Annotated in this window: 19 protein-coding genes; 9 read left to right on the plus strand and 10 right to left on the minus strand. The window is 61.8% G+C overall.

All coding sequences use genetic code 11. The features are described 5' to 3' along the window. Nucleotides 1-42: 42 nt before the first annotated feature. Both ACZYR5_RS22435 and ACZYR5_RS22440 read right to left on the minus strand, forming a co-directional pair. Nucleotides 43-366 (minus strand): helix-turn-helix domain-containing protein, encoded by a 324-nt coding sequence (locus tag ACZYR5_RS22435; RefSeq protein ID WP_489091853.1) that lies wholly within the window; start codon nt 364-366, stop codon nt 43-45. After that, nucleotides 350-604, minus strand: a complete 255-nt coding sequence (locus ACZYR5_RS22440; protein WP_489091852.1) for a type II toxin-antitoxin system RelE family toxin — start codon at nt 602-604, stop codon at nt 350-352. Before ACZYR5_RS22440 ends, ACZYR5_RS22435 begins: the two co-directional genes overlap by 17 nt. Nucleotides 605-861: 257 nt before the next feature. On the opposite strand from ACZYR5_RS22440, the gene ACZYR5_RS22445 reads away from it, so the two are divergent. Then, entirely contained in the window at nt 862-1554 is a 693-nt protein-coding gene (locus ACZYR5_RS22445; protein WP_489091851.1) for an HAD-IA family hydrolase, read from the plus strand. 56 nt (nt 1555-1610) lie between these two features. Here the strand turns inward: ACZYR5_RS22445 and ACZYR5_RS22450 are convergent, their stop codons facing one another. Further along, nucleotides 1611-2357: a 3-oxoacyl-ACP reductase family protein gene (locus tag ACZYR5_RS22450; RefSeq protein WP_489091850.1), complete on the minus strand. Its 747-nt coding sequence runs from the start codon at nt 2355-2357 to the stop codon at nt 1611-1613. Nucleotides 2358-2482: 125 nt separating this feature from the next. Between ACZYR5_RS22450 and ACZYR5_RS22455 the strand changes: the two genes are divergently transcribed. After that, nucleotides 2483-3406, plus strand: coding sequence for a LysR family transcriptional regulator (locus ACZYR5_RS22455; RefSeq protein WP_489091849.1), 924 nt, complete (start codon nt 2483-2485; stop codon nt 3404-3406). Between the two features lie 9 nt (nt 3407-3415). On the opposite strand, the gene ACZYR5_RS22460 is transcribed toward ACZYR5_RS22455, so the two are convergent. Then, on the minus strand, nt 3416-4135 hold the full coding sequence (locus tag ACZYR5_RS22460) for an aspartate/glutamate racemase family protein (RefSeq protein WP_489091848.1): 720 nt from the start codon (nt 4133-4135) through the stop codon (nt 3416-3418). Nucleotides 4136-4330: 195 nt separating this feature from the next. After that, nucleotides 4331-5065, minus strand: coding sequence for a phosphoadenylyl-sulfate reductase (locus tag ACZYR5_RS22465; protein WP_489091847.1), 735 nt, complete (start codon nt 5063-5065; stop codon nt 4331-4333). A gap of 333 nt (nt 5066-5398) precedes the next feature. Here ACZYR5_RS22465 and thrH point away from each other — a divergent pair, with 333 nt between their 5' ends. After that, on the plus strand, nt 5399-6016 hold the full coding sequence (gene thrH, locus ACZYR5_RS22470; protein WP_489091846.1) for a bifunctional phosphoserine phosphatase/homoserine phosphotransferase ThrH: 618 nt from the start codon (nt 5399-5401) through the stop codon (nt 6014-6016). Between the two features lie 39 nt (nt 6017-6055). Here thrH and pabB read toward each other — a convergent pair whose 3' ends face one another. The 4 genes from pabB to rloA all read right to left on the minus strand — a co-directional run bounded on the left by pabB (nt 6056) and on the right by rloA (nt 10636). Next, nucleotides 6056-7399, minus strand: a complete 1344-nt coding sequence (gene pabB / locus ACZYR5_RS22475; RefSeq protein WP_489091845.1) for an aminodeoxychorismate synthase component I — start codon at nt 7397-7399, stop codon at nt 6056-6058. Between the two features lie 176 nt (nt 7400-7575). Beyond that, nucleotides 7576-8562, minus strand: a complete 987-nt coding sequence (locus tag ACZYR5_RS22480; protein ID WP_489091844.1) for an alpha-L-glutamate ligase-like protein — start codon at nt 8560-8562, stop codon at nt 7576-7578. Beyond that, the gene (gene rloB, locus ACZYR5_RS22485) at nt 8562-10094 is read right to left on the minus strand and encodes an osmotic stress tolerance membrane protein RloB (protein ID WP_489091843.1); all 1533 of its coding nucleotides are present in this window, start codon (nt 10092-10094) and stop codon (nt 8562-8564) included. Before rloB ends, ACZYR5_RS22480 begins: the two co-directional genes overlap by 1 nt. 5 nt (nt 10095-10099) lie before the next feature. After that, complete coding sequence (gene rloA / locus ACZYR5_RS22490; protein WP_489091842.1) at nt 10100-10636, minus strand: retropepsin-like aspartic peptidase RloA; 537 nt, start codon at nt 10634-10636, stop codon at nt 10100-10102. A gap of 271 nt (nt 10637-10907) precedes the next feature. On the opposite strand from rloA, the gene ACZYR5_RS22495 reads away from it, so the two are divergent. From ACZYR5_RS22495 to prpF, 5 genes are all read left to right on the plus strand, one after another. Continuing rightward, nucleotides 10908-11630, plus strand: a complete 723-nt coding sequence (locus ACZYR5_RS22495; protein ID WP_489091841.1) for a GntR family transcriptional regulator — start codon at nt 10908-10910, stop codon at nt 11628-11630. Continuing rightward, nucleotides 11627-12520, plus strand: a complete 894-nt coding sequence (gene prpB, locus ACZYR5_RS22500; RefSeq protein ID WP_489091840.1) for a methylisocitrate lyase — start codon at nt 11627-11629, stop codon at nt 12518-12520. Before ACZYR5_RS22495 ends, prpB begins: the two co-directional genes overlap by 4 nt. Nucleotides 12521-12701: 181 nt before the next feature. Next, nucleotides 12702-13829: a bifunctional 2-methylcitrate synthase/citrate synthase gene (gene prpC / locus ACZYR5_RS22505; protein ID WP_489091839.1), complete on the plus strand. Its 1128-nt coding sequence runs from the start codon at nt 12702-12704 to the stop codon at nt 13827-13829. A gap of 196 nt (nt 13830-14025) precedes the next feature. Then, entirely contained in the window at nt 14026-16617 is a 2592-nt protein-coding gene (gene acnD / locus ACZYR5_RS22510) for a Fe/S-dependent 2-methylisocitrate dehydratase AcnD (protein WP_489091838.1), read from the plus strand. A 51-nt stretch (nt 16618-16668) separates the two neighbouring features. Beyond that, nucleotides 16669-17859, plus strand: a complete 1191-nt coding sequence (gene prpF / locus ACZYR5_RS22515; RefSeq protein ID WP_489091837.1) for a 2-methylaconitate cis-trans isomerase PrpF — start codon at nt 16669-16671, stop codon at nt 17857-17859. A gap of 98 nt (nt 17860-17957) precedes the next feature. Here the strand turns inward: prpF and ACZYR5_RS22520 are convergent, their stop codons facing one another. Then, nucleotides 17958-18899, minus strand: coding sequence for a DMT family transporter (locus ACZYR5_RS22520; protein WP_489091836.1), 942 nt, complete (start codon nt 18897-18899; stop codon nt 17958-17960). A 54-nt stretch (nt 18900-18953) separates the two neighbouring features. Here ACZYR5_RS22520 and ACZYR5_RS22525 point away from each other — a divergent pair, with 54 nt between their 5' ends. Further along, complete coding sequence (locus ACZYR5_RS22525) at nt 18954-20384, plus strand: aminotransferase-like domain-containing protein (protein ID WP_489091835.1); 1431 nt, start codon at nt 18954-18956, stop codon at nt 20382-20384. Nucleotides 20385-20388 lie beyond the last annotated feature (4 nt).

Here is a 20388-nt window from a genome sequence, read left to right on the forward strand (position 1 = left end):
ATGCCGGGCTTTTGCATGGCGCCGGGAAGGGCCCGTGAGGCGTTACAACTCCAGTTGATCAGCGCGGATGCCGAACGCTGCAGCGATTTTCTCGCGAGTCGCCCGGCGCGGTTTGTTGACCGCTTCCTGTTGGGCAAACGCCGGCTGGGAGATACCCAGGCGTCGGGCGACTTCATCCTGGGTCAGGTTCAGGTGTTCGCGCCAGGCGCGGATCGGCGTCGCGCCGTCGACGATACGGCTGACCACCGCGTGGGGAATCAGTTCGTCGCTGCCTTGCTGGGCGATGTACTGCTGGTAGGGGATGACCACGAAGGCAGGCTCGCCGTCAGGGCCGTGGATGATTTGTACGTCAGTAGGTGCGTTCATCGCGCTTTTTAACCTCTTGAATGCTGGTCACCTGAATCGCGCCGTCCCAATCGAACAACACCCGATAATCGCCGACTCTCAGCCGATAGCCATAGGTGTGCTGGGTGAGGACTTTGACATTGGGCACATCCGGCATCTGTTCGAGTTGAGTGATTGCATCGCGGATCCTGCCACGGTGGTCGCTGTGTATTCGCAGCAATTGCTTGACGGCTTTGCGGGTCCAGAAAATTGAATTCATGAGAGTTTAATAAGATATCCATAAGTTATGCAATGCTTTGCTTATTAAAATATAAGCAAATAATCCACGCTTTCCTTGCGCTCACGAACCACCTTAGTCAGGGATCGGGGGAGGTGGAGCCCGCAAATAGTTGCCCGATGTAAACCTGACTCGCTATGCTGCTGAACCCTTTCATCGCGCCAGGCTGCGGGGTGGATCGGGTCATGGCTTTACCTGAGCCGTTCCCGGAATGTTGTGTTGATAACGGATCAGATGCGATGAATGCACCGTTGAAGCTGGCCCCGATCAAGGCCGTTATTTTCGATATGGATGGTTTGCTGCTCGATACCGAGGGGATCTACACCGAGGTCACGCAGATCATTGCGCAGCGCTATGACCGGCATTTCGACTGGGCCATCAAGCAGAACATCATTGGTCGCGGCGCGCTGGACCTGGCGCGCTATGTGGTGCAGGCGCTGGACTTGCCAATCAGCGCCGAGGAGTTCCTGCGGATTCGCGAGCCGTTGTTGCAAGAGCGATTCCCCCATGCCCCGGCGATGCCGGGCGCACGTGAGTTGGTCGAGCACTTGAAGGCCCGGCGGATTCCGATCGCCATCGGCACCAGTTCCTCGAGCGGTTCATTCGCCCAGAAAGCCACCCGGCATGGTGATTGGTTTGCCCTGTTCGATACCATTGTCACAGCGGATGACCCCGAGGTGGGGGCGGCCAAGCCTGCACCAGACATCTTCCTCACTGCCGCGCGACGCCTGGGCGTGGCGCCCGCTGATTGCCTGGTGTTCGAGGATTCGCCGTTCGGCGTGACCGCTGCCAAGGCTGCCGGCATGACCGCCATTGCGGTGCCGGATGCGGCCATGGCTGATGAAAAGTATGTTCATGCCGACCGCATTCTGCGCAGTCTCGATGCCTTCCCGTTGCAGGCTTATGGCTTGCCGGTGTTCGAGACGGCCTGAACAAAACGCCGGGTAACCTGATCGGGGTTCCCGGCGTTGGTTTTGCTGGTCTCGCGTCAGGCGCCGAAACCACCATCGATCGTCAGGCTTGCACCCGTGATGTAACCCGCTTGCGGGCCCACCAGGTAGGCGACAAAGCTGGCGATTTCCTCAGCGGTGCCATAGCGACCCACAGCCATCAGCGGGATCAGGCTCTCGGCAAAGTCGCCATGGGCCGGGTTCATGTCGGTGTCCACCGGGCCGGGCTGCACATTATTGATGGTGATGCCCCGCGGCCCCAGATCCCGCGCGAGGCCCTTGGTCAGGCCCACTAGCGCGGCCTTGCTCATGGCGTAGGGACCGCCACCGGCGAAGGGCATGCGGTCGGCGTTGGTGCTGCCGATATTGATGATGCGACCACCTTCGCCCATGTGCCGGGCGGCTTCCTGGGTGGCGATGAACACGCTGCGCACGTTGATCGCCAGGGTCTGGTCGAAGTCTTCCAGTTTGAACTCGTCCAGCGGTGCGACTGCCAATACACCCGCGTTGTTGACCAGGATGTCCAACTGGCCAAAGGTTTGCACCGTGGCGTTGACCGCGCTGCGGATGGCCTCTGCATCGGCGCTGTCGGCCTTGATCGCCAGGGCCTTGCCGCCGTTGGCGGTGATGCTGTCACGCAGGGCTTCGGCCTTCGCGGCGGAGCTGACGTAGGTGAAGGCCACGGCGGCGCCTTCAGCGGCCAGGCGTTGGACGATGGCTGCACCGATACCGCGGGAGCCGCCCTGGATCAGCGCTACTTTGCCGCTGAGGGTTTGAGTGGTCATGTTGATCTCCAAAGTCCCGAGGCGGTATGCCTCGGTTGATGGAGCCTAGTATCGATTTCCGATTACCTGCTGTGTAGACGGTAATTGCGATAGTCTGTGTAAACCAGAAGTTTATAGTGGCCGCCATGGAAACCTTCAGCAGTATCGAATGCTTCGTACGCAGCGCCGAAGTCGGCAGTTTTGCCGAGGCGGCGCGGCGCTTGAGCCTGACGCCGGCGGCGGTGGGCAAGAGTGTCGCCAAGCTCGAGGCGCGCCTCGGTGTGCGGCTGTTCCAGCGCAGCACCCGCAGCCTGCGGTTGACCGAGGCCGGGCAGCTGTTTCTGGCGGAAGTCAGCACGAGCCTGCACACCATCCAGAACGCGGTCGCCAACCTGGCCAGCGCCGAGGGGCGGCCGGCCGGTACGCTCAAGGTCAGCATGGGTACGGTGTTCGGGCGCTTGTACATCGTGCCGTTGCTCGGCGAATTTCTGCGGCGTTTCCCGGCGATCAATCCGGATTGGCACTTTGATAACCGTCAGGTCGACTTGATCGGGCAGGGCTTCGATGCGGCCATCGGCGGCGGTTTCGAACTGCCCCAGGGCGTAGTGGCGCGCAAGCTGACGCCGGCGCATCGGGTGCTGGTGGCGTCTGCCGAGTACCTGGCACGAAGCCCTGCGGTGCATGAACCAGATGACCTGAAGCAGCACGACGGCATCCTGATTCGCTCGCCGCAGACCGGGCGCGTACGTTCCTGGCAACTGACGAGTCGTGATCAGCAACACAGTCCGTTGAGCCTGCGGGCGCGGATGACCATGAGTGATTCGGAGGCCGCTTGTGCCACGGCGGCCCAGGGACTTGGGATTGCCCTGGTGAGCATGCCGTTCGCGCTGGGTTATTTGCAGGCGGGCACCCTGCAGCGGGTGTTGCCGGATTGGTACGTCGACGACGGCAATATCTCGATCTATTACGCCGAGCACAGACTATTGCCGGGCAAGACCCGGGCGTTCGTCGATTTTGTCATCGAGCAGTTTGCCGAGCAGGGCCTGGCGCGGCGTTTCAGCGCGGTCTGAACCTCGAGTTCAGCGGGCGGGCCAGCCGACGATGGCTTTCGCCCGCGGGGCGGCATAGGTGCGTACCTTGGAGGTCGACAGGCCAAGGCGGACCAGCGATTCGGCCAAGGTCACCGCCGCCGTCACCCCGTCCACCACCGGTACGCCGCAGCGCTGGCGAATCTGCTCGGCCAGCCCGGCCATGCCGCCGCAGCCCAGGCAGATGACTTCGGCCTTGTCTTCGCGCACGGCGATGTCGGCCTGTTGCACGATGGCCCGCAAGGCGCGCTCGGGATCTTGCTCCAGTTCCAGTACCGCCAGCCCGCTGGCGCGCACCGAGGCGCAGCGTTGCCAGAGGCCGGAGAGCTTCAAGCGATCCTCGATCAACGGCACCGTGCGGTCGAGGCTGGTGACCACCGAGTAAGCGTGGCCCAGGAACATCGCGGTACTGGCCGCGGCATCGGTAATGTCGACTACCGGCACCTCAAGCAATTCCTGCAAACCCTCGCGACCGTGTTCGCCGTAGCCGGCCTGAATCACCGCATCGAACGGCTGGTCATAGGCCATGACCCGCTGCATCACCGCGACCGCTGCCAGATAGCTCTCGAAGTTGCCTTCGATCGAGTCGGCACCGAAGTGCGGGGTCAGGCCGATGATTTCGGTGCCGGGCGCTGCGATGCTTTGCGCCTGGCGAGTGATGGCCTGGGTGATGGATTCGCAGGTGTTGACGTTGACCACGAGTATGCGCATGGACCGTCCTTGCAACGTTCTGTTGTGGGTGCGGGAATGGCAGTTGTACCGTGGTTCGGGATGATTGCATACAAAAATTGCATGCAATATTTCTGGCGAGCAAATTGCACCCTGTAGGAGCTGGCTTGCCGGCGAATGCGATAGCGGCCGTTAGACCCTTCGCTGGCAAGCCAGCTCCTACAGGGGAGAGGGGAGTCAGGCTTTCTTGATGATGTTGCCCGCGTGCAAACCACACTCTTTCTGCGTGGCTTCTTCCCACCACCAGCGACCTTCGCGCTCGTGCTGGTTCGGCAGCACAGGGCGAGTGCAGGGTTCGCAGCCGATGCTGATGAAGCCGCGCTCGTGCAGGCTGTTGTAGGGCAATTCGAGCATACGGATGTAGCCCCAGATCTCTTCGCTGGTCATTTGCGCCAGCGGGTTGAACTTGTACAGGGTGCGCTCGGGGGTGGAGAACGCGCCGTCGACTTCCATCACCGCCACCTGGCTGCGGGTGCCGGGGCTCTGGTCGCGGCGCTGGCCGGTGGCCCAGGCGCGCACGGTGGACAGCTTGCGCCGCAGCGGTTCGATCTTGCGGATGCCGCAGCACTCGCCGTGGCCGTCCTTGTAGAAGCTGAACAGGCCTTTTTCCTTGACGAACGGCTCGAGCTTGCTGTGATCCGGAGAGACCAGTTCGATCTGGATGTTGTAGTGCTCGCGCACCTGATCGATGAAGCGATAGGTCTCCGGGTGCAGGCGGCCGGTGTCGAGGCTGAACACCTTGACGTTCTTGTTCAGCTTCCAGGCCATGTCCACCAGCACCACGTCTTCGGCACCGCTGAACGAGATCCACAGCTCGTCGCCGAATTCGGCGAAGGCCAGCTTGAGAATGTCCTGGGCGGATTTGTTGGCATAGGTCGCGGCGAGTTCGGCGACGTCGAACGTTGGGCTCATCAGGGCGGTTTCCTACAGGTCGGTGGCGCTAAGCGCTCTATATGTCGGCGATGGTAACAAAATCCCGGGGCGCCTGGCGTAATGCTATTGAGTCAAGACAGCGGGGGCCCGGTAGGAGCGAGCTTGCTCGCGAAAAACGTTAACGATAACGCGGGCATTCTGAATGGGCGTGGCGTCCTGAAGTTTTTCGCGAGCAGGCTCGCTCCTACAGAGGCCTGAACATCCAGGTGGCCTGGTGCGCTCGTCTGCGTTGCGCCGCAGGTGATGACTCGCTAGAGTTCGGCAGTCCTTTTGCTCGCTCAACTCAATAATCAGTACAAATGGGAGTGTGTTGTGGAAATTGCCTGTCTCGATCTGGAAGGTGTCCTGGTTCCGGAAATCTGGATCGCCTTCGCCGAAAAAACCGGGATTGAATCCCTCAGGGCAACCACCCGGGATATTCCCGACTACGACGTGCTGATGCAGCAGCGCCTGCGAATTCTCGATGAGCATGGCCTGAAACTGGCCGACATCCAGGAAGTGATCGGCACGCTGAAGCCGCTGGACGGCGCTATCGAATTCGTCAACTGGCTGCGCGAGCGCTTCCAGGTGGTGATTCTGTCCGACACCTTCTACGAATTTTCCCAGCCGCTGATGCGCCAACTGGGTTTCCCGACCTTGCTCTGCCATCGTCTGATCACTGACGAGACCGGGCGGGTTACTGGCTACCAACTGCGTCAGAAAGATCCCAAGCGTCAGTCGGTACTGGCCTTCAAGAGCCTGTACTACCGGGTGATTGCGGCGGGTGATTCGTACAACGACACCACCATGCTCGGTGAGGCAGATGCCGGGATTCTGTTCCATGCGCCGGACAACGTGATCCGCGAATTCCCGCAGTTCCCGGCGGTGCACAGCTTCGACGATCTCAAGCAAGAGTTCCTCAAGGCGTCGAATCGTCAGTTGAGCTTGTAAGAAGCTGGCGGGGGAGTGCGCTCCCCCGACCGGTTAGCGTCATAGCCCCTGCAAGGTGTCCAGCAGCACTTTGACCTTGGTGATCGATTCCTGGTATTCCGCCTGCCAATCCGAGTCGGCCACAATCCCGCCACCGCCCCAGCAGCACACCTGACCGTCCTTGACCAGCAAGCTGCGGATGGCAATCGAGCTGTCCATTTCCCCGCGTACGTCCAGATACAGCAGCGAACCGCAGTACAAGCCGCGGCGGGTAGGCTCCAGCTCGTCGATGATCTGCATCGCGCGGATTTTTGGTGCGCCGGTGATCGATCCACCGGGGAAACTGCCGGCGATCAGGTCGAGGGCATCCCGGTCGGCGGCCAGTTCGCCGGTGACGCTGCTCACCAGGTGGTGCACGTTGGGGTAGCTTTCCAGGCTGAACAGCTCCGGCACCCGCACCGAGCCGATGCGGCAGGTGCGGCCGAGGTCGTTGCGCAGCAGGTCGACGATCATCAGGTTTTCTGCGCGATCCTTGGGGCTGGCCAGCAGTTCGGCGGCGTTGGCTGCATCTTCGCTGGCGCTCGCCCCGCGTGGGCGGGTGCCCTTGATCGGCCGGGTTTCGACATGCCCGGCACTGACTTTGACGAAGCGTTCGGGCGACAGGCTGAGGATTGCGTCGCCGCCGGGCAGGCTCTGGAAGCCCGAGAATGGCGTCGGGCACGCCGCGCGCAAGGCGCAATAGGCGGCCCAGGCATCGCCCTGGCACTGGGCGCGGAAGCGTTGGGCAAAGTTGACCTGATAACAGTCGCCGGCCTGGATGTACTGTTGGATTTGCTCGAAGGCCTGCTGGTACTGGCTGGCACTCAAATCGGCCTGCATCGCGCCGGCGAGGTTGAAGCGTGAATCCGTCGCCGTCGTCGGCTGGCTGAACAATTCGATCAATCGCTGGCGTTCGCTGTCCGCCAGTTGCGGGTGAAACACCAATTGGCTGCTGCACGCCTGGTGATCGCTGATCAGCGCCCAGGGGTACAGGCCGAAGCGCGCATCGGGCAGTTGTAGATCGTCCTCGGCCTGAGAGGGCAGGGCTTCCAGGTGACGGCCGAAGTCGTAGCTGAGGTAGCCGATCAATCCGCCGGCGAAGGGCAGTTCAAGGCCGCTCGGCAGGTCGGCGTTGCCCAGTTGGTTGAGTGTCTCGCGCAATCGTTGCAGAAATGCCGCGCCGCTTTCCTCGGACGCTACCGCCAGGGTCGCCAATGGCCAGGCGCTGAGCAGGTCGAAGCGGCCACGTTCGGCACTCGGCCGCCCGCTGTCGAGGAGCACGCTGCCGGGGGCATGGCGGATCGCCGCAAAATACTCGGCGGGGTTGGCGCGGTAGGGCAGTGGGTGTACGGAACAGGTCTGCATGAGCGGGGTAGATCAGCCATCGAGGCGGGGTGGCGATTGTATTCCTCTGTAGGAAATGCCTCTAGAGGAGATGTCGGGAATTGGCAGGTTGAGGGCTGTGGTGTTTGTGAGATTTTTTCGCGAGCGGGCTCGCTCCTACAGGAGCGGGCCTGTCGCACCGTCGCGAAAATTCTGGATCAACCCTCAACCGGCGGAATATGCCCAAACATTTCCTGAACAAAGGCCACGCGCTCTTCAACGCTTTCCGTGACACCGCGTGCCTTCAGCGCTTCCAGGCGCGCCTCGACCGCGTGGGTGCGCAAGGTCAGCCCGCAGTCGTTGGCGATCTGGATGTTCAGCCCCGGGCGCGCATTCAGCTCAAGAATCAGCGGGCCTTTTTCCTGGTCGAGGACCATGTCGACACCGATGTAACCCAGGCCGCACAGCTCGTAGCAACCGGCCGCGAGTTTCATGAAACCGTCCCAGTAGGGCAGTTGCACGCCGTCGACGGCGTTGGTGGTGTCCGGGTGTTTGTTGATGATGTTGTTCAGCCAGGTGCCGCGCAGGGTCAGGCCGGTGGCCAGGTCGACGCCGACGCCGATCGCGCCCTGGTGCAGGTTGGCCTTGCCGCCGGACTGACGGGTCGGCAGGCGCAGCATGGCCATCACCGGGTAGCCCATCAGGACGATGATGCGAATGTCCGGCACGCCTTCATAACTGATGCTCTTGAAGATCTGGTCGGGAATCACCCGGTATTCGATCAGCGCACGGTCGCGGTGCCCGCCCAGGGAATACAGGCCGGTGAGGATGCTCGAAATCTGATGCTCGATCTCCTCGTGGCTGATGATCTTCCCCGACACCGTGCGGTAGCGGCCCTCGAAGCGATCGGCGATCACCAGGATGCCGTCGCCGCCGGCACCCTGTGCCGGCTTGATCACGAAGTCGGTATGGCCGTCGATGATCTCGCCGAGCTTGTCGATCTCCTTCTCGGTTGAGATCACCCCGTACATCTGCGGCACATGGATGCCGGCCTTGATCGCCCGTTCCTTGGTGATGATCTTGTCATCGACGATCGGGTACAGGCTGCGCTTGTTGTACTTGAGCACGTAGTCGGCGTTACGCCGGTTGATGCCCATGATGCCCCGCGCTTCCAGGGCCTTCCAGGTCTTCCAGAGCCCGAACATCAGGAGTCAGCCTTGAGGAAGGCTTTGAAACGCACCAGCTCGGTCAGGCGGTAGCCGCGATAACGACCCATGGCCAGCATGAAGCCCACCAGGATCAGCAGGATCGCCGGGAAGGTGAATACGAAGTACACCAGTTCCGGCACGCTCATGATCAGGTGCGCCAGGGACGCGGCGAACAGCGTGCCGATCGCCACTTTCATGGCATGGCCGCCACCGCGTTCTTCCCAGGTGATCGACAGGCGCTCGATGGTCATGGTCAGGATCACCATCGGGAACAGTGCCACCGACAGGCCGCGTTCCAGGCCCAGTTTGTGGCTGAACAGGCTGATGGCGGCGATCAGCACCACGACGAAGGTCAGCACCACCGAAAGACGCGGCAGCATCTGCAGCTTGAGGTGCTCAAGGTAGGAGCGCAGCGACAGGCCGAGGGCGGTGATCACGGTAAACAGCACGATGCCGAAGCCCAGTTGGGTCTCGCGGAAGGCCAGGGCGATCAGCACCGGGGTGAAGGTGCCTAGCGTCTGCAGGCCGATCAGGTTGCGCAGGATCAGGATCACCAGCACGCCGATCGGGATCATCACCATGATCATGAAGGTCTGCTGGGTCTGCAGCGGCAGGCCGTAAAGCGAGTACTCGAGGAAGTTGGCGTCGGTGTTCTCGTCGGTCAGCTTGGCCAGGCGAATGGCGTTCATTTCGCTGTTGTTCAGGCTGAAGGTCACGGTGGCTTTCTTGCCACCGTCGACGGTGATCAGGTTGTCATCGCCGGTCCACCACAGCAGGCGGTCGCTGGGCAGGCCCTGCTCGCCGGTTTCCGGATTGAAGTACAGCCAGTCGGTGCCATTGAAGCTGCGCAGCCACAGTTCAGGTGACTGCGGCTGGTCGGCCACGAGGCGAATGGTGTGGACCTTTTCCACCGGGACGTGGGCGATCGACAGCAGCAGTTCGACGATCTTGGCCTTGTGCGCCGGCGTCGGGTCGCCCGCCAGGAGCATCTTGGCGTTGTCGTCATTGCTGTTGTTGACCCGCTTGATCGCTTCGCTGATGAAAGTCTCGACGTCCGCCGAGTGCTGGCGAATCGGTGCGAGCAGGGCTTCTGCGGCGATTTTTTCCGGGCCTTCGATGGCGATGCTGTCGCGGAAGGTCGGGCCTTTGACCTTGGGTTTTTCCCCGGTGTAGCGCTTGGTCAGCACCAGGCGGTAGTAGAGGGTCTGGTTGCCCTTGGCGCGACGAGCCGACCAGGTGACCTTGCGGTTGCCGTCGACACGGTTGACCGCAACCCCATAGTTGTTGGAGATGAAACTCTCATTGAGGCTCACATAGTCGCGGCTCAGCGGCGGCACGAACATCTGGATCTTCACCGGATCCTTGGCGCTGGCGACGAACTCGACCTTGGCGTCGATGTTCCACAGGTCGTCGGTGGCGTCTTCGGTCACCGGAATGCCCAGCACGAAAATCTGGTAGGCCGTGACTGAAATGCCCAGGACCACCAGGATGGCGATGAGGACTTTCAGGTGGAGGGTAAGAGAGCGCATGGGTATTACTCTGCGGTGTGAGCGGCGGTGGCGCAGGCAGGCTTGCCAGCAGCGTATTTAAGGCTTGGGTCGACCAGTGCATCGAAGCGTTTGAGCGCTTCGGAGCCGATCAGGAGCGGATATTGGAATGCACTTCGGTCGGTCAAGTTCACTTCTATGCTGCGCAAGGCGGTGCCCATGCAGATATCCAGCTCGATGACCGGACGCGCGGTGTAGTTCTTGCCCTCTTCGGGATCGTAGTCACCGGCACGGCGTTTGATCTTGCTGACCCGCGCCAGAGGGCGCTCGATCGGGTGCGAGTGCGCAGCGTCGATGGCGAGGTAGAAGCGGACCCAGGATTCACCGTTGCGTTTGAAGCGCTTGATGTCGCGGGCACTCAAGGAGGCGGTCTTTGCCCCGGTATCGAGCTTGGCCGCGACTTCCAGGTCGATGCCTGACAGTTGCGCGTACTCGTTGAGGCCATACACGGTTTTTTCACCCGCGTAACCGAGGCCCGGCAGGCAGAACAGGCAGAGCAATAAAGGGAGGTGCTTGAGTCTCATAAATCCTGGCGCGTTGCGGTCCATTCTTCAGTTCAAGGTGACTGGCAGTAACTGCACAAGCGCCCTCGTATGCCTATCACACGAAGGTGACAGGCAAATGCGGGCGGCATTCTAACACGCTGTTTTTCTGGTGCCAGCGCCGAGGCGGTCCTTTGATTTCGCTTTAGCCAATCGGTTTATTAGACGATTGTCGACAATCTAACTATTTTCTTTGACTGTGATGAGGATATTGGTTAGTTTTTGCCTCACTGACTTGCAAGGTGTCGACAATATGCTGGATCAACTTGATCCCCCGGTGGTGGCCGCGGATGATTCGGAAACCCTTTCCGAAAACGTCTTCCGGCGCATCCAGGCGGCCATCGTCAAAGGTGACATCGCCCCGGGCAGCAAAATCTCCGAGCCGGAGCTGGCGCGCACCTACGGCATCAGCCGCGGCCCCCTGCGCGAGGCCATCCATCGCCTCGAAGGCCAGCGACTGCTGGTGCGCGTGCCTCATGTCGGCGCCCGTGTGGTGTCGTTGAATCATGCCGAGCTGATCGAACTCTACGAAATTCGCGAGTCCCTCGAAGGCATGGCCTGTCGCCTGGCCGCCGAGCGCATGAGCAACGAAGAGATCGACGAGTTGCGCCAGGTGCTGGAAACCCATGAGCGCGACGCCGCGTTCCAGGCCGGTGTCGGCTACTACCAGCAGGAAGGCGATTTCGACTTCCACTACCGAATCATCCAGGGCAGCGGCAACCGCACGCTGACCCAAATGCTCTGCGGCGAGCTGTATCAACTGGTGCGCATGTACCGCATGAAGTTTTCCGCCACGCCCAATCGGCCGCGCCAGGCGTTTGCCGAGCACCACCGGATTCTCGATGCCATCGCCGACCGTGACGGTGAGCTGGCCGAGTTACTGATGCGTCGTCACATCGGCGCCTCGAAACGCAACATCGCCCGTCACTATCAGGACGGCGCCCATCAGACAGTCACTCCACGAGGTGAGTCATGAGTTCCAACAAGAGCACACCAGGCCAGCGTTTCCGTGATGCGGTTGCCAGCGAGCAGCCGTTGCAAGTGGTCGGCGCGATCAACGCTAACCACGCGCTGCTGGCCAAGCGCGCCGGTTTCAAAGCTATTTACCTGTCGGGTGGCGGCGTCGCTGCCGGCTCCCTCGGCGTACCGGACCTGGGTATCACCGGCCTGGATGACGTGCTGACCGACGTGCGTCGCATCACCGACGTCTGCGACCTGCCGCTGCTGGTGGATGTCGACACCGGTTTTGGTTCCTCGGCCTTCAACGTGGCGCGCACCGTGAAGTCGATGATCAAGTTCGGCGCCGCGGCGATCCACATCGAAGACCAGGTCGGCGCCAAGCGCTGCGGTCACCGTCCGAACAAGGAAATCGTCACCCAGCAGGAAATGATCGACCGCATCAAGGCCGCCGTCGACGCGCGTACCGATGACAGCTTCGTGATCATGGCCCGTACCGACGCCCTGGCCGTTGAAGGTCTTGAGTCGGCGCTGGATCGCGCTGCTGCGTGCATCGAGGCCGGTGCCGACATGGTGTTCCCGGAAGCCATTACCGAACTGGAAATGTACAAGCTGTTCGCCAGCCGCGTGAAAGCACCGATCCTGGCCAACATCACCGAATTCGGCGCCACCCCGCTGTACACCACCGAGCAGCTCAAGGCCGCCGACGTGTCGCTGGTGCTGTACCCGCTGTCGGCGTTCCGCGCCATGAACAAGGCCGCGGAAAACGTCTACACCGCCATCCGCCGCGATGGCACCCAGCAAAACGTCATCGACACCATGCAGACTCGCATGGAGCTCTACGATCGCATCGACTACCACACCTTCGAGCAGAAGCTCGATGCGTTGTTTGCCCAAAAGAAAGGCTGATACACCCCCTGTAGGAGCTGGCTTGCCAGCGAAGGACGCTAACGATAACGCGCGGAACCTGATGACCGCGCAATGGCGACCACCATCGCGAGCAGGCTCGCTCCTACAGGGAATCCGCCGACCAGACAGGCCGGCGACAAACAAAGATTCTCTGACAAATTCAAGAAAACTGGAGACAGCAATGGCCGAAGCAAAAGTACTGAGTGGCGCCGGGCTCCGTGGCCAGGTAGCCGGGCAAACCGCACTGTCCACCGTTGGCCAGGAAGGTGCTGGCCTGACGTATCGCGGCTATGACGTGCGCGAACTGGCAGCCGAGGCGCGCTTTGAAGAAGTGGCCTACCTGTTGCTCTACGGCGAACTGCCGAGCAAGGCGCAACTGGCTGCCTACGTGGCCAAGCTGAGCAAGCTGCGCGACCTGCCGCAAGCGCTGAAGGAAGTGCTGGAACGCATTCCGGCCGACGCCCATCCGATGGATGTGATGCGCACCGGTTGCTCGTTCCTCGGCAACCTGGAAGCGGAGAACAACTTCTCCGAGCAACACGACAAGACCGACCGCCTGCTGGCTGCCTTCCCGGCGATCATGACCTACTGGTATCGCTTCAGCCACGACGGCAAGCGCATCAATTGCGTGAGCGATGAAGAGTCCATCGGTGGGCACTTCCTGCACCTGCTGCACGACAAGAAGCCGAGCGAGTTGCACGTCAAGGTGATGAACGTTTCGCTGATCCTCTACGCCGAGCACGAGTTCAACGCCTCGACCTTCACCGCGCGCGTCTGCGCCTCGACCCTGTCCGACCTGTTCTCCTGCATCACCGCCGCCATCGGCTCGCTGCGCGGCCCGCTGCACGGTGGCGCCAACGAAGCAGCGATGGAAATGATCGAGCGCTTCAGTTCGCCTGAAGAGGCGATCAAGGGCACCCTCGGCATGCTGGAGCGCAAGGACAAGATCATGGGCTTCGGCCACGCGATCTACAAAGACAGCGATCCGCGTAACGAAGTGATCAAGGGCTGGTCGAAAAAACTCGCTGACGAAGTGGGCGACAAAGTGTTGTTCCCGGTTTCCGAAGCCATCGACAAGACCATGTGGGAGCGGAAGAAACTGTTCCCCAACGCCGACTTCTACCATGCCTCGGCGTACCACTTCATGGGTATCCCGACCAAGCTGTTCACGCCGATCTTCGTCTGCTCGCGCCTGACCGGCTGGGCGGCACACGTGTTCGAACAGCGTGCCAACAACCGCATCATCCGCCCGAGCGCCGAGTACACCGGCGTCGAACAGCGCAAGTTCGTGCCAATCGAACAACGCTGAATGGTGGGGGGCAGTCACCGAATGATCAGGTGACCCTGTAGGAGCTGGCTTGCCAGCGAAGGCGTCGGGTCAATCGACGAAGAGGTTGAATGACCCACCACCTTCGCCGGCAAGCCGGCTCCTACAGAGGTCCTTGTTCATATCGGTTACCGCGTCTGGCCCCACCCTTTGAAACTACCGTGACCGAGTCCCGACGATGAACACAGAATTTCGCAAATCGCTGCCAGGCAGCCAACTGGATTACTTCGACGTCCGTGCGGCGGTCGAAGCCATTCAGCCAGGCGCCTACGACACCCTGCCGTACACCTCCCGCGTGCTGGCGGAAAACCTTGTGCGTCGCTGCGACCCGGCCACGCTCACCGAATCCCTGAAGCAGTTCATCGAGCGCAAGCGCGACCTCGACTTCCCATGGTTCCCGGCCCGTGTGGTGTGCCACGACATTCTCGGCCAGACCGCATTGGTCGACCTGGCCGGCCTGCGCGACGCCATCGCCCTGCAAGGCGGTGATCCGGCGCAAGTCAATCCAGTGGTGCCGACCCAATTGATCGTCGACCACTCGCTGGCCGTCGAGCGTGGTGGTTTCGATCCCGAGGCGTTCGAGAAGAACCGCGCCATCGAAGACCGCCGCAACGAAGACCGCTTCCACTTCATCAACTGGACCAAGAAGGCGTTCAAGAACGTCGACGTGATCCCGCCTGGCAACGGCATCATGCACCAGATCAACCTGGAGAAAATGTCTCCGGTGATCCAGGTCCGTGACGGCGTTGCTTTCCCCGACACCTGCGTCGGCACCGACAGCCACACCCCGCACGTCGATGCCCTGGGTGTGATCGCGATTGGCGTTGGTGGTCTGGAAGCCGAGAGCGTGATGCTCGGTCGTGCGTCCTGGATGCGCCTGCCTGAAAGCGTTGGTGTCGAGTTGACCGGCAAACTGCAACCCGGCATCACCGCCACCGACATGGTGCTGGCGCTGACCGAGTTCCTGCGCAAGCAGAAAGTCGTGGGTGCCTGGCTGGAGTTCTTCGGCGAAGGCGCCTCGGCCCTGACCCTCGGCGACCGCGCAACCATTTCCAACATGGCCCCGGAATACGGCGCCACCGCAGCGATGTTCTACATCGACCAGCAGACCATCGACTACCTCAAACTCACCGGCCGTGAAGACGAGCAGGTGCAGTTGGTGGAGAGCTACGCCAAGCAGGTCGGCCTGTGGGCAGACAGCCTCAAAGGCGCGCAATACGAGCGCGGCCTGACCTTCGACCTGTCGTCGGTGGTGCGCAACATGGCTGGCCCGAGCAACCCGCACGCCCGTGTCGCGGTGTCGGACCTGGCCGCCAAGGGCATCTCAGGTCAGTGGGAAGAAGTGCCTGGCCAGATGCCGGACGGCGCGGTGATCATCGCGGCTATTACCAGCTGCACCAATACCAGCAACCCGCGCAACGTGATTGCCGCCGGTCTGCTGGCGCGCAACGCCAACAAGCTCGGCCTGACTCGCAAACCATGGGTCAAATCTTCCCTGGCCCCGGGCTCGAAAACCGTGGCGCTGTACCTCGACGAAGCTGGCCTGACCAAAGAGCTGGATCAACTCGGTTTTGGCGTCGTGGCCTTCGCCTGCACCACCTGCAACGGCATGTCCGGAGCACTGGATCCGGTGATCCAGCAAGAGATCATTGATCGCGACCTGTACGCCACCGCCGTGTTGTCGGGTAACCGCAACTTCGACGGCCGGATCCACCCTTACGCCAAGCAGGCGTTCCTCGCCTCGCCGCCGCTGGTGGTGGCCTATGCCATCGCAGGCACCATCCGTTTCGACATCGAAAAAGACGTGCTGGGCGTGGTCGATGGCAAGGAAATCCGCCTGAAAGACATCTGGCCAAGCGACGAAGAAATCGACGCCGTGGTCAAGGCGTCGGTCAAGCCGGAGCAGTTCCGCCAGGTCTACATCCCGATGTTCGCGATCCACGAAGACACCGGCCCGAAAGTCGCGCCGTTGTACGAGTGGCGTGAAATGAGCACCTACATCCGCCGTCCGCCGTACTGGGAAGGCGCACTGGCCGGCGCGCGTCCGCTCAAGGGCATGCGCCCGCTGGCGGTGCTGCCGGACAACATCACCACCGATCACCTGTCGCCCTCCAACGCGATCATGATGGACAGCGCCGCTGGCGAATACCTGGCGAAAATGGGCCTGCCGGAAGAGGACTTCAACTCCTACGCGACCCACCGTGGTGACCACCTGACCGCGCAGCGTGCGACCTTCGCCAACCCGAAACTGTTCAACGAAATGGTCCAGGAGAACGGCAAGGTCAAGCAAGGTTCGCTGGCCCGAGTCGAGCCGGAAGGCCGAGTGATGCGCATGTGGGAAGCCATCGAAACCTACATGGACCGCAAGCAGCCGCTGATCATCATCGCCGGTGCCGACTACGGCCAGGGTTCGTCCCGTGACTGGGCGGCCAAGGGCGTCCGCCTGGCGGGTGTCGAAGCGATTGTCGCCGAAGGCTTCGAGCGCATTCACCGCACCAACCTGGTGGGCATGGGCGTGCTGCCGCTGGAGTTCAAGCCAGGCACCGACCGCAAGACCCTTGGCATCGATGGCACCGAGACCTACGACGTGGTCGGCGAGCGCACCCCGCGTGCGACCCTGACCCTGGTCATCACCCGCAAAAACGGTGAGCAGGTGTCGGTGCCGGTGACCTGCCGCCTCGACACCGCGGAAGAAGTTTCGATCTACGAAGCCGGTGGCGTGCTGCAGCGTTTTGCCCAGGACTTCCTCGAATCGGCAGCCGCCGTTTAACCCCGACGTGCCGCGCGGGACGCAGGTCCTGCGCTGGCCAAAAGGAGCATCATGGCTCACGCACCGCAAATCAAGATTGCCGCCACCTACATGCGCGGCGGCACCAGCAAAGGCGTGTTTTTCAGCCTGCAGGACCTGCCCGAGTCGGCGCAGGTTCCGGGCCCGTCCCGCGACGCATTGCTGCTGCGGGTCATCGGCAGTCCCGACCCCTATGAAAAACAGATCGATGGCATGGGCGCGGCGACCTCCAGCACCAGCAAGACGGTGATCGTGTCCAAGAGCATCAAGGCCGATCACGATGTGGACTACCTGTTCGGCCAGGTCTCGATCGACAAGCCTTTTGTCGACTGGAGCGGCAACTGCGGCAATCTCTCGGCTGCCGTCGGTTCCTTCGCCATCAGCAGCGGCCTGGTCGACGCCAGCCGTGTGCCCTACAACGGCGTGGCCGTGGTGCGCATCTGGCAGGCGAACATCAGCAAGACCATCATCGCCCACGTCCCGGTGACCAATGGCGCCGTGCAGGAAACCGGTGATTTCGAACTCGACGGCGTGACCTTTCCGGCTGCCGAAGTGCAGCTGGAATTCATCAGCCCGGCCGCCGAGGAAGAGGGCGCAGGCGGTTCGATGTTCCCCACCGGCAATCTGGTCGACGACCTCGAGGTTCCCGGCGTTGGCACTTTGAAAGTGACCATGATCAACGCCGGCATCCCGACGATCTTCGTCAATGCCCAGGACATCGGCTACACCGGGACCGAGTTGCAAGGCGCGATCAACGGTGATGCAAAGGCGCTGCAGATGTTTGAAACCATCCGTGCCTACGGCGCATTGCGCATGGGCCTGATCGCCAATGTCGACGAAGCGGCCAAGCGTCAGCACACGCCGAAGGTGGCGTTTGTCGCGCGTCCGACCGACTACGTATCGTCGAGCGGCAAGCCGGTGGCGGCCGGGGATGTCGACCTGCTGGTACGGGCACTGTCCATGGGCAAGTTGCACCACGCCATGATGGGCACCGCCGCGGTGGCGATCGGCACAGCGGCAGCAATCAACGGCACCCTGGTGAACCTGGCGGCCGGCGGTATCGAGCGCAACGCTGTACGCTTCGGCCATCCGTCCGGCACCTTGCGCGTGGGCGCCGAGGCCAGTCTGGTCGATGGCGAATGGACCGTCACCAAGGCCATCATGAGCCGCAGCGCACGGGTGTTGATGGAAGGTTGGGTGCGCGTGCCGGGTGATTGCTTCTAGTCACCCCGCACCCTTGCTCGCGATGGTGTTGGCATAGGCAGAATTGATGTTGCCTGACACTCCGCCATCGCGAGCAGGGTTGATCCCACAGTAAGTTTTCAGCGTTTGAACCACCTCTCCACCGGCAGCTTGGTGATCGCAAATCCCGCCAGCAGCACCGCCGAATAACCCATCAATTCTGCAGAAATCTCCTGCCCCTCGTACCACGCGCCAATCATCACCGCGAACACCGGAAAGATGATGAACACAAACGACAGGATGATCGGGCTCAAGCGCTTGAGCAGCAGGAAGTACACGATAAACCCGCCCACCGAAGCCACCAGTCCCAGGTACAGCAGGGCGCCCCATGAGCGTGCGCTGATGGCCGAAAAGTGTGGGTTTTCCAGCCCCAGGCCGGCGACAAACAGCATCAACCCGGCAATGCCGATGGGCAGGGTGTTGTAGGTGATGACGCTGATCGCGCTGCCGTGTTTCTTGGTCACCACGTAACACAGCGCATGCAGGATTGCCGCCGTCAGAATCGCCAGCACGCCGAACAGTTCCGCATGATCCAAATGCAAGCCCTGGCTGCGAATGATCATGAACAGGCTGGCAAAGCCGATGGCGATGCCCAGCACTTGCGAGGCGTAGATTTTTTCCCGCAGGAACAGCGCGGTGAAGATCAGGATGAACACCGGCATGCAACTGAACAGCAACGCGGTGAGCCCCGAGGAAACGTGCATCTCGCCGTAATTGAGCAGGTAGTACGGCAGGCTGAAGTACGCCAGGGTGACGAACAGGAAAAACCAGCGGCTGCCCTTGGGAAACATCAGCGGTTCGCGGCGCCAGGCAGCGAAGCCCAGGAACAGCGGAAAAGCAATCAAGAAGCGCAGCCCCGCGGCCGTCAGCGGCGGCACGCTTTCGACGGCTATTTTGATCCCCAGCCAGGTAGTGCCCCAGCTCAGGCACACCACGAGAAACAGCAGGCTGGTCACTGTACCTTTCAGCCAGTGGGTGTGAACCGTCGGTGCAGTGTCGCTTGCGAGAATTGATCTGGTCATGAAAAAGGTCTATCTCTGATTGAACCTGTTTTCGGCACGCTATTAGGGGTTGATATGGCTGTCAAAGTAAGTATTGCCATGGTGTCAATCCTGCGGGATGCCTTGCTCAATGGCGCCGGGGTCAAGTACCAGCGCTTGGCGGACGGCGTGGAGCAGGGCATCGCCGACGGTGTGATTGCACCGGGCTGCAAGTTGCCGCCCCACCGTTTGTTGGCCGACAGCCTCGGCGTGACCGTGGGCACCATCAGTCGCGCTTATGCCGAGCTGGAGCGCCTGGGCAAAGTGGTCGCCCGGGTGGGTGATGGCACCTACGTACGCGAGCAAGGTTTGGAGCGTGTGCGTGATGGCGGTTTTCGCAATGTCAGCGTCGAGCCACAGCCGTATTTCGACTTGAGTCGTAACCAGCCGATTCCCGGCTATGACACTCAATTGTTGAGTCGGGGATTGCAGGCCCTGGCCGCTGATCCCCAAGCCATGCAGCGCATTGGCGGCTACACCAACGACGCCGGACTAATGATCCATCGTGCGGCGGGTGCGCAGTGGATCAGTCATGGAAGTTTCGTTGCCGACGCCGAGCAGGTAATTTGCGTCAACGGCGCCCAGCACGGTCTGTCCTGCACCTTGATGGCGTTGCTCAAGGCCGGCGACACGCTGGTCACCGAGCAATTGACCTACCCGGGGCTGATCAGCATCGCACGCAGTCTCGGCATAAAACTCATCGGTCTGGCGATGGACGCTGAAGGACTGCTGCCAGCAGCGCTGGACGAAGTGTGCCGTCATCACCGGGTCGCGGCGCTGTATTGCACGCCGACTATCCAGAATCCCACGGCGGCGGTGATGTCAGTTGCCAGGCGGGCGGAGCTGGTTGAGGTGTGTCGAGCGCACAATCTGTTGATCATCGAGGACGAAGCCCACGCCGTGCTGGAGCCGGAGCGACCGCTGCCGCTGAGCCATTTTGCCCCTGAGCGCACGGTGCTGATTGCCAGCCTGAGCAAGGCCGTATCAGCGGGATTGCGGGTGGGCTATTTGCATGGGCCGCAGGCGTTGGTCAGCCGTTTGTCGGCGGCAGTGCGGGCGTCCTGCTGGATGGCGACGCCCCTGGCCATGGAACTGGCCCTATCGTGGATTGAAAGCGGTACGGCCCAGCAACTGCTCGCACAGCAAGTTGCCGAAATCAGCCGTCGTAAAGCGTTGGTGATGCCGCTGCTGCAGGGCTTGATTTATCGAACTCAGCGGCACAGTCCGCATGTCTGGATCGAGGTGCCGGAACCCTGGCGCGCCTCGCAGATCGAGGCCGAACTCAAGCAGCGTGGCTACCTTGTGGCCACCGCTGAAGCATTCGCGGTGGGGCATGGCGCGGTGCCACAGGGGATTCGGTTGAGTGTCTGCAATGCCAGCGGCGATGACCGGTTGTTGCTGGAGGGCGTCGAGGCGGTGGTGAGCGCGTTGGAGCAAGGGGCGGCAGCCGCAGCAATGGGGGCGTGATCGC

It is taken from the genome of Pseudomonas sp. F007, assembly GCF_057814275.1.

Coding starts and splice junctions, on each gene's coding strand:
- pabB (WP_489091845.1), bottom strand. CDS start 7,399: ATGCAGACCTGTTCCGTACACCCACTGCCCTACCGCGCCAACCCCGCC.
- ACZYR5_RS22495 (WP_489091841.1), top strand. CDS start 10,908: ATGCTGGATCAACTTGATCCCCCGGTGGTGGCCGCGGATGATTCGGAA.
- ACZYR5_RS22455 (WP_489091849.1), top strand. CDS start 2,483: ATGGAAACCTTCAGCAGTATCGAATGCTTCGTACGCAGCGCCGAAGTC.
- ACZYR5_RS22525 (WP_489091835.1), top strand. CDS start 18,954: ATGGCTGTCAAAGTAAGTATTGCCATGGTGTCAATCCTGCGGGATGCC.
- prpB (WP_489091840.1), top strand. CDS start 11,627: ATGAGTTCCAACAAGAGCACACCAGGCCAGCGTTTCCGTGATGCGGTT.
- acnD (WP_489091838.1), top strand. CDS start 14,026: ATGAACACAGAATTTCGCAAATCGCTGCCAGGCAGCCAACTGGATTAC.
- prpF (WP_489091837.1), top strand. CDS start 16,669: ATGGCTCACGCACCGCAAATCAAGATTGCCGCCACCTACATGCGCGGC.
- prpC (WP_489091839.1), top strand. CDS start 12,702: ATGGCCGAAGCAAAAGTACTGAGTGGCGCCGGGCTCCGTGGCCAGGTA.
- ACZYR5_RS22480 (WP_489091844.1), bottom strand. CDS start 8,562: ATGTTCGGGCTCTGGAAGACCTGGAAGGCCCTGGAAGCGCGGGGCATC.
- ACZYR5_RS22440 (WP_489091852.1), bottom strand. CDS start 604: ATGAATTCAATTTTCTGGACCCGCAAAGCCGTCAAGCAATTGCTGCGA.
- ACZYR5_RS22445 (WP_489091851.1), top strand. CDS start 862: ATGAATGCACCGTTGAAGCTGGCCCCGATCAAGGCCGTTATTTTCGAT.
- ACZYR5_RS22465 (WP_489091847.1), bottom strand. CDS start 5,065: ATGAGCCCAACGTTCGACGTCGCCGAACTCGCCGCGACCTATGCCAAC.
- ACZYR5_RS22520 (WP_489091836.1), bottom strand. CDS start 18,899: ATGACCAGATCAATTCTCGCAAGCGACACTGCACCGACGGTTCACACC.
- rloB (WP_489091843.1), bottom strand. CDS start 10,094: ATGCGCTCTCTTACCCTCCACCTGAAAGTCCTCATCGCCATCCTGGTG.
- ACZYR5_RS22450 (WP_489091850.1), bottom strand. CDS start 2,357: ATGACCACTCAAACCCTCAGCGGCAAAGTAGCGCTGATCCAGGGCGGC.
- ACZYR5_RS22435 (WP_489091853.1), bottom strand. CDS start 366: ATGAACGCACCTACTGACGTACAAATCATCCACGGCCCTGACGGCGAG.
- rloA (WP_489091842.1), bottom strand. CDS start 10,636: ATGAGACTCAAGCACCTCCCTTTATTGCTCTGCCTGTTCTGCCTGCCG.
- ACZYR5_RS22460 (WP_489091848.1), bottom strand. CDS start 4,135: ATGCGCATACTCGTGGTCAACGTCAACACCTGCGAATCCATCACCCAG.